The 7,737-nt window shown below is 42.8% G+C and carries 6 protein-coding genes; all 6 read right to left on the minus strand.

Features of this window, described 5'->3' with window-relative positions:
- Window positions 1–61, minus strand: a 61-nt coding sequence (locus Q0502_RS19025) for a twin-arginine translocation signal domain-containing protein (RefSeq protein WP_366521781.1), incomplete at its 3' end; no start/stop codon positions are given.
- 10 nt (window positions 62–71) lie between these two features.
- Window positions 72–1,319, minus strand: a complete 1,248-nt coding sequence (locus Q0502_RS09750) for a phosphodiester glycosidase family protein (RefSeq protein WP_298650070.1) — start codon at window positions 1,317–1,319, stop codon at window positions 72–74.
- Window positions 1,320–1,334: 15 nt separating this feature from the next.
- Window positions 1,335–2,570: an alpha amylase family protein gene (locus Q0502_RS09755; RefSeq protein ID WP_298650072.1), complete on the minus strand. Its 1,236-nt coding sequence runs from the start codon at window positions 2,568–2,570 to the stop codon at window positions 1,335–1,337.
- A 208-nt stretch (window positions 2,571–2,778) separates the two neighbouring features.
- Window positions 2,779–4,491, minus strand: coding sequence for an FAD-dependent oxidoreductase (locus Q0502_RS09760; protein WP_298650074.1), 1,713 nt, complete (start codon window positions 4,489–4,491; stop codon window positions 2,779–2,781).
- A gap of 153 nt (window positions 4,492–4,644) precedes the next feature.
- A complete protein-coding gene (locus tag Q0502_RS09765) occupies window positions 4,645–6,039 on the minus strand; it encodes an alpha amylase family protein (protein ID WP_298650076.1) in 1,395 nt (464 codons plus the stop codon).
- Between the two features lie 80 nt (window positions 6,040–6,119).
- A partial coding sequence (locus Q0502_RS09770; RefSeq protein WP_298650079.1) for a DUF5018 domain-containing protein occupies window positions 6,120–7,737 on the minus strand: 1,618 nt, incomplete at its 5' end.

A 7,737-nucleotide genomic window follows, 5' to 3' on the forward strand; every position in this document is an offset into this window, starting at 1 on the left:
TAAGACCGGCGGCTCCGATGGCTGCGGTCTTTAAGAACTTTCTGCGTGAATAGGTTGTCATAAACTTGTAATTAATATAATGCAATCACGCTGGTGATGGCGCGTTGGTTACTGTCGCTTGGAATAATTGTTTCTTTCCCGTTGATAAGCATACAGGAGGAACCTCCTCCGTCAAGATTGATTGCTTCCGTGCAACCTAAATCGAGCAATAAGTCGGCAACATTTTTAAGGGTGAGACCCGGTGTCTCAGGCGTTTTATTGCGCCCTTCGCATACGAAAAATATAAGATGGCCTGAAGGTGCATACCCTATGGCGGAACGTGGATTGTTTATAGTGGGGCCGATGCCGCTGGAAGCGTCGAATAACTCATTTTCCCAGGTGTTCTTGTATTCACCGTTCTTTATCAATACCGGCCCCGCTCCAATCGCATCTTTTGGAGTCCATTGCTGTGCTCCTTGTGGAAACTTGTCCGATGGAATATCCTGCGGTTTTTCACCGGCTTTATTAAGTGCAGGAGACGGATATACGAAAAGCTTTCCATCCGATTCATAGGCCCAATGTGCATAAAATTTTCCATCGGATCCTAATCCGAAAATACCTTGCGTTGGATAATAAACGGTACTTTCTCCGTTATAGTTGCGCCAGACCATGGGTTGTGCCGGTTTTACCGTTTTACCGTCCCGTATAATTAATCCCAGGGAATGTCCGTCCCAAAAATAACCGGCATTTAACAATACAACAGGTTTGTTTGAACTGTCGAAAAACTGGGAAGGCGTTTTTGTGCCTTGCGCTTCACCTAATACGGAAAATCGGGCTTCTTTATCATTCATGTCGGCTACTGCAATGTAAGCCTGTACATTTTTTTCTTCCACTTTCCGGGTATATTTGTACACGGAGAGATAGGCCGGAAGTCCTCCAAAATCATTTTTCTTTTCCCATCCACGGGCGTTTGGATCGGGAGGAGTAACAACAAAATTCGATTTAATACGAAACAATATTATTCGTCCTTCATATCGAATTTCAAATGTAGCCTCTTTGGTTAAGTCATATTGCGAAGTTTCCTCTTGGGGATTTTCCATACTTACACCGGGAGCTAAAGTAAATTTTATTTTAACACCCGTAATATCAGTATTTGTCGGAAAATCGATGGAAATAAAATGTGCAAAATTATCAAACACTATATTTTCAGCATGAGGAGAGATTACTTCCACTGATTTGATATATTCTATATTATAATCAATTGTGTTTGATTTCTCCTGGCATGCGGATACAATGAAAGAGAATAGAACTAAAAAGCTATAAAGCAAAATCCGTTTCATGTTTTTTCATTTCAATTATTCAATCACTTTGGCTTCTCTCATGCCCCTTTCCACATATTCCCATAAATTTTTCTCTATGATATGGACAATATCGAAAATCATAAGTCCGTCAGACGTAGCCAAATTCATTGTAATAGACTCTGTGAGTCCTTCAGGATCTTCATAAAACTGACTGGCAAGAATTCCTCCATAAAACTTGTTGTCACCCATGATAGTCTTTATTTTTTCATTCGATCCTTCTACGCAATACCAAATATTTTTTTGTGCGAACAGATCGGTTTCATTTTTTATTTCGGGATTTTTTTCCCTATACTCTTCTTTGGTGATCGTCGTGTAGTAGTTGCCGACAGTGAAAAGATCGAGCAGTTCGGCATAGCCTGTATTCATATACGTTGGACTTGCCCAATCAAAATCAGCAGACGGATCATAATATTTACTTGCGAAGTTAACCCCAACTTCAAAGTATGAGGGATACCATGCCCCTGTATAGGTACCAAAAGAAATCGACGGATTGGCCGATTTGACGGTTTCTCGGGCTTTTTTCATAAAATCACGAATTACCGTCGCCCGCCATTCAGTCCATTGAAGAAAATATTTGCCTCTCTGAGGGTAAAGATTTCCGTTCGTATCCTTTTGCCATCTGTAAATATCATCCGGAAAAGAGTCTAATTCTGTACCTAAATATTCTTCAAATTTAGCCCGGGACAGGTCTGAAAAATCGGCCGTAAACCCGTCATATCGTACTCTGTCGAGTATGATTCCATCCAGATCTTTATATTTATCAACTACCTCCTTAAATATATTGAGGATGTACTCCTGATATTCTTCATTTACAGGATTAACCATCGCTGAATATTTTTGTTTTTCCTGGGTAATGGGAATAAAAGATACCTGTTCATCAGGTGGATATACCACGGAAGTCCACTCGGATTTATCTTCTTCGTATATAGGGCCGATGTCCAAATAATTATGTCCTGCTACAAAGGTATTGAGTGAAGCATGAACTTTGAGGCCAATGTCATGGGCTTTTTCAATATAATACCCCAGATAGTCGAATGTATAATGAACCTCTTTTCCGTTCCAATTGGTGAGTTTTGGAGCATACCGGCTATCATAAAGTACATGGCCGGAAATCGGACGAATATCAACTACAATATCGGTAAACCCTAATCCTTTTACTTTCTCCAGATAATAGTCAATTGTATCTCTATTATTGAAGTGATGTATATTAGCCGTAGCATCAATCCACATTAATTTAGGGTTTGCATTTTCCGGGCTTGAACTTTTCCCAGAGTTACATGATATTCCTAAAAATGCGAATAACAGTATTGCTGATAGGCTTGTAACAAGTTGTAATAAAAATCTTTCTCTTTTCATTTTTTCAATTATCTGTTTAGAACCAGTGACCACTATTAAAAATAGGTCTTATTATCTCTGAATAGCTACTACTCTTTTTCCGTTATTTCCACTCCGTTTCCACTCCCTGATTTCGGAGCATTTGTTGGAAATCGGACAAGAGTTCGTGGCGCTCTCTCACTGCTTTGAAAGGGACTTTCGCTCTTTGGGAGAAAGCGACCAGTTGACCGGCCGCTTCGCCAATACTCCATTCTACAGGATGTAAGCGGTAACAGCCGTTTGTAATGTGGGTTGTGCCAATGTTCTTGTTTGCCGGAAGCAGATTATTTATACGTTTTGGGAGAAGGGCGCCCAGTGGAATCTGAAAGGGAAGCGATGCGAAATCAATGTAGTTGTTTCCCCTCGAACTGGGATGGAGGTCTATGTGATAATATCCTATGCCAACACTGTCGTAAAATTCAGCAGAACGCTGGCCTTCAATTTCCCCGGCTACCAGTTTTCTATTCTCTGCACCTACATGCTCTTCCAATACCCTGAATTCAGCCTCTATTCTCCTCGATTCACGTATATAAGGATATTTGGCCATTCCATCTTCCGTGCCCATGATGTCGCCGCGTAGTCTCAGTCCACGCCATCCAGCCCTTCCATCGGGTCGTGGAGCTTCGGTCTGCAACCAGTAGAATAGAGAGTGGCTCAACTGTTTTGCTCTCTCTACAGTCTGTTGGAATTCTTTTTCTGGAACATCGATTAGATTCCCTGGGAAAAAATCATTCTGGGGCCAGTTCACAATAGTGATATCTCCCTCGTAAGTTCCTTCGGTAAAGTTATTCCGGTTTATGATTCGCCTGTAATTCCACAGGTTCAATACACCTTCAAGGTCCTTTCCGCTCGGATCGAATCCCAGTCTTTTTGGAGCCAAGGTCTTTGGATCCGAATAAGATAAGTCTAATAGTTTCCCTGACCAGGGCGGGGTCATCTCCGGTACATAGTTTTTCCAGAAATTATATTCTTTGGGGGGATCCTGTACATTGTCTTTTCCGGGTTGATAATCCATGGCAAAACAGACTGTAAAAGCCTGATTGTTCTTCGGATCTGTTTTTTCCGGTGCATGTAGTTCCCCTGTATCGTGCCTCGACTCAGTGCCGGTAACATATTCAGTACCGGTCAGTGGTAGCAAGTCTCCGCACTCTGTTGCATCTACAAAAGATTTTCCCGTTAGTACCGTTCGATCGCCTGTATGTATATGCCCTACTTCTATATTATTTACCCGGTCGCCGTCAACATAAGCGCTCTTTGCTTTGTAATTGAGCAGTAACTGCAATTTTCCGTTGCTCAGGTAGGATGAAAGCATATCAACCAATACCGATACGGCTACTCTCGGTTCGTGACATAATCTGGAAACACTTCCATCACCGGGATTGAGGTTTTCCCGGGTACGGGCCGCTTCTGTTAACGGATAGTTGCGCCGGTAATAATCGCGCACCCTGTTTCTGTAGTCCCGGTACGACTGTGGTGCACCGTGTGTCTCAATCCACTGATGCTCATCAGGTGGGACTCCTTGTTGGGAAAGTTGTCCCCCGATCCAGTCAGTTTCCTCAGTCATTATCACGCTTAATCCATTACGGCAGCAGGCCAGAGCAGCGGCACACCCTCCCATGCCACCTCCAATGATAATAACATCTGCCTGCAATTCATGTGACCGGGTATTTTTACGCTTTCCGGATGGTTTGTAGAGTGCCGGGTATACAGCGGCTCCCTGTATTGTTACGACGCTGCCCATTAGGCCGGCACAGGTCAAGAATTTTCTTCTGTCCATCTGTTTATCTTTTCCGGTTATTCATTCTTTATTCAAACATTTTTGTTAAGTAAAACGGGCAGAAAATCAATTCATACGCATTATAGCGTTGCGGAAAAATAGTCAAATAAAACTCAAGACAACTCATCAAGGTGAATTGTATTGAAAATTATATCATTCTCCTATTGCAATATTGATCCCTTCCTTGACATACTCCCATTGATTGGCCATTTTTAAATGGATCATGTCAAACAGGAAGTAACCATCGCATTCATCCATACATGCTTTCACAGAATTGACAATTGCCTGGTTTTCCTGCTGCTGGGTGGCTCGATTTTCACTGTCCCAGTTGCCAACATCCGGCCCACTTGCCACCATAGGGCAACTATCCTTTATTTTTTCTTTTGCCAGTCTGGAGAAGCCCTGCATCGTCCATTCGGTTGAACCGTACACGTTGAGGGGGGAAGCATATGCACCGATTAGTATCTGATCCATCAATTCCGCGTATCCGTAGTTCCTGTATTTGTCCGTAGCCCACCTGTAAGAAGGATGGGGATTATACTTCGGACTAGCCCAATTTACTCCTACTTCGTAGTATGTGGAGTACCATCCCCCTACATATACGCCAAATTTTATGTCCGGATTAACTGATTTTACGGCACTACGCGCTTTTTCCATAAAGTCATAAATTACTTTCGCCCTGAATTCTAACCATCTGGTCAGGTAGGCAGGATAGGAGGTCATGGAGATTACCTGCTGCATCGTTGTACCGGGCGGTAAAATATCCTCAGGGAAATTTGCCAATTTGATGTTCCCCAGATAGGACTCAAATTTTCCCCTGGTTATCTCCGAGAAATCGGACTGAATCCCGTCGAATCTGCCTCTATCAAGTATAATTCCGTCTAAATTATACTTTGCGAGATCTCGCAACAGATCACATAAAAACTCTTGAACCTCATCGTTGGCAGGATTGAAAAATTTTGTTCCTGTTCCGTTGTCCATTGTATTAGTGATGCCTCTTGAGAGATTTTCGGAGGTTGCCCACTCTTTTTTTGATTGGTCTCTGTAGAGAATCCCCCGGCTCCCCAAGCCACTGCTGTGTCCTCCTGCCATTGTATTGAAGCCGGCATGAACTCTTAGATCCAGTTTCTTCCCCTCATCAATAAATGTTTGCAGATAATCCCATGTGGCAGTACGTTCAACTTTCGAATAGACACCCTTGACCCACGCCGGTAACCAATCTACCTGCTGTATACCCTCAACCGTCGACTTATAAAGAATATCTCCGGATGTAGGACGAATATCCACTACAATATCTGTAAAACCGGCATCTTTGGCAAGTGCTAGGTCGCGGGTGATATTTTCCCGATTGTTGGCAAAATCCGGGAAATTTGCTGCGGCATCAATCCATATAAAACGGGGTTTGTTTATGTTGTCTTCAGGGGGATCCGGGAATTCATATTCCGGTTCCGGAGGCTGATTATTTCCACAAGCAAGCGTTGTTAGCAAGAAACCTGTGGACAATAATACAACAAAGAATTGACGAATAATAGTTGTGAATTTAATCATAAGCTTAAAAAACCGTTATCAGTATTCTATGCTTAATTGAATGAGTGAAAACTTTCACTCATTCAATTAATAAACATTTGTTACATATCAATACAGTCATATTGCACGCAGACTATAGCTCCATTGGTGAACATGAAATAGAGGTACATGTAGTAGCCGTCATTTGAAACCTTCAGGATTACGTCGCCGGTGCCGTTGGCGTTTTGTCCGCCGTTGTCTTTACCCCCATAAGTGCCAATTGGAGCAGTCCAGATCGGCGTTGTAAATGTGGAGGTTCCGCTTGCATCGAACAGGTAAATGGAATCGTCACTACCCCAAGTGAAGGAGTTGACAGAATTACTTGCTGCATACGGACAGTTGTTGAAGACGGTATAATCGGCAGCATTTTGTATCCAGTTGGCATTAATTTCAGGACCCAGGGCTCTTATCGCGTTAGTGCTACCGTTGACCCATGCAAACTTTCTTGGTGCGGCATAATAACTTACAAAGTAATCGGCATTGGGATTGGAGGGGTCGGTTGCCACGACATCAGCATTATTTCCCCATCCTCCTTCGATTCCCGAAATAGTTACGATCTCAGGCGTATGTGATTGGAGTACTCCCTCTTTTACCTGCCAGCGGGCAAAGGAACGGTCAGCCCCCAAAATTGCGGCGGTAATGATAGCATCCCCATCGATACTTCCTTTTACCGATAGTTTTCGTCCGATAGCATAAGATCCACTTGCACTCCAGTCAATAAATAGTTCGGGTGTGCCATTCACTCCTTTTATATTCCAAACTTTAAATGTACCCGCATTGGGCGCAAGATTACAAACCAGGATATTATCTCCGTCGTCGGCTGTCGCGAAAAAGTTGGTAAGACCACCGACAATTGACCCCATATTGGGCATCGTGCCCACAATAGCACCTGTTTTCCGGTCAAGATATTTAGATGGTTGGTTCCTTGTATTTACAACAACATAATCTTTAGTTACTGCAATCCCGGTTGTCATATGTAATTCAGAGAGACCGAGATCCGCCATTATTGTCTTTGACCATAGAACTTTGCCGCTACCAGTACGCATGCCGAAATCTACCTTGTTGGGTACATCTTTCTGTACTTTATACACCGACTTGCTCACACCATCTTGTGCTGTTACGGTAAGGGAAATTTCTTCATCATAATTCAGTGCGACCGTTCTCGGATCCGGATCGAGAGTGGCTCCGTGAGAGATATTCACTTCGGCGAGCAATTCTCCAATATCCTCAAGCGAAATCAATGAGATTGTTTTTAACTCTTCATCAATTATTCCGCTAATCCCAAGTGATTTCAATTCAAAACTGGTAATCCTTGCTTCTGCACTTTTCCGTATCTCTGCAACAATCTTATAATCTTTCTTGGTTTTAGTCTGATCCGTAACAGTGATATAATTTTCTTTGGTCAGATCGAGATATAAGAGAGGGGGCGAGATCGTTACATTGTCATCCAGATTTGCCTCAATTCGTACGTTTTTCAAATTGTCCATTGTCAGCACATTCTCTGAAATGCGAGGGTAATTATATGGGAAAACAATAGTGATAATCCCTTTTTCATAATCTATTTCACTTGTGAAGCTGTTTTCACTACTTTCGTCGCCATAAAAGGAGGCCGTCAGACTGTTGATCCCGTAACGGGAGACCGATGGAGTCAGGTCCTCCACTTGTTGGCATCCATTCATC

Origin of the sequence: uncultured Proteiniphilum sp., assembly GCF_937873925.1 — a bacterium.
Taxonomy (GTDB): Bacteria; Bacteroidota; Bacteroidia; order Bacteroidales; family Dysgonomonadaceae; genus Proteiniphilum.

What these genes read in the sequence shown, in the direction of transcription:
- Q0502_RS09750 (WP_298650070.1), bottom strand. Translation starts at nt 1,319, where the DNA reads ATGAAACGGATTTTGCTTTATAGCTTTTTAGTTCTATTCTCTTTCATT.
- Q0502_RS09755 (WP_298650072.1), bottom strand. Translation starts at nt 2,570, where the DNA reads ATGTGGATTGATGCTACGGCTAATATACATCACTTCAATAATAGAGAT.
- Q0502_RS09760 (WP_298650074.1), bottom strand. Translation starts at nt 4,491, where the DNA reads ATGGACAGAAGAAAATTCTTGACCTGTGCCGGCCTAATGGGCAGCGTC.
- Q0502_RS09765 (WP_298650076.1), bottom strand. Translation starts at nt 6,039, where the DNA reads ATGATTAAATTCACAACTATTATTCGTCAATTCTTTGTTGTATTATTG.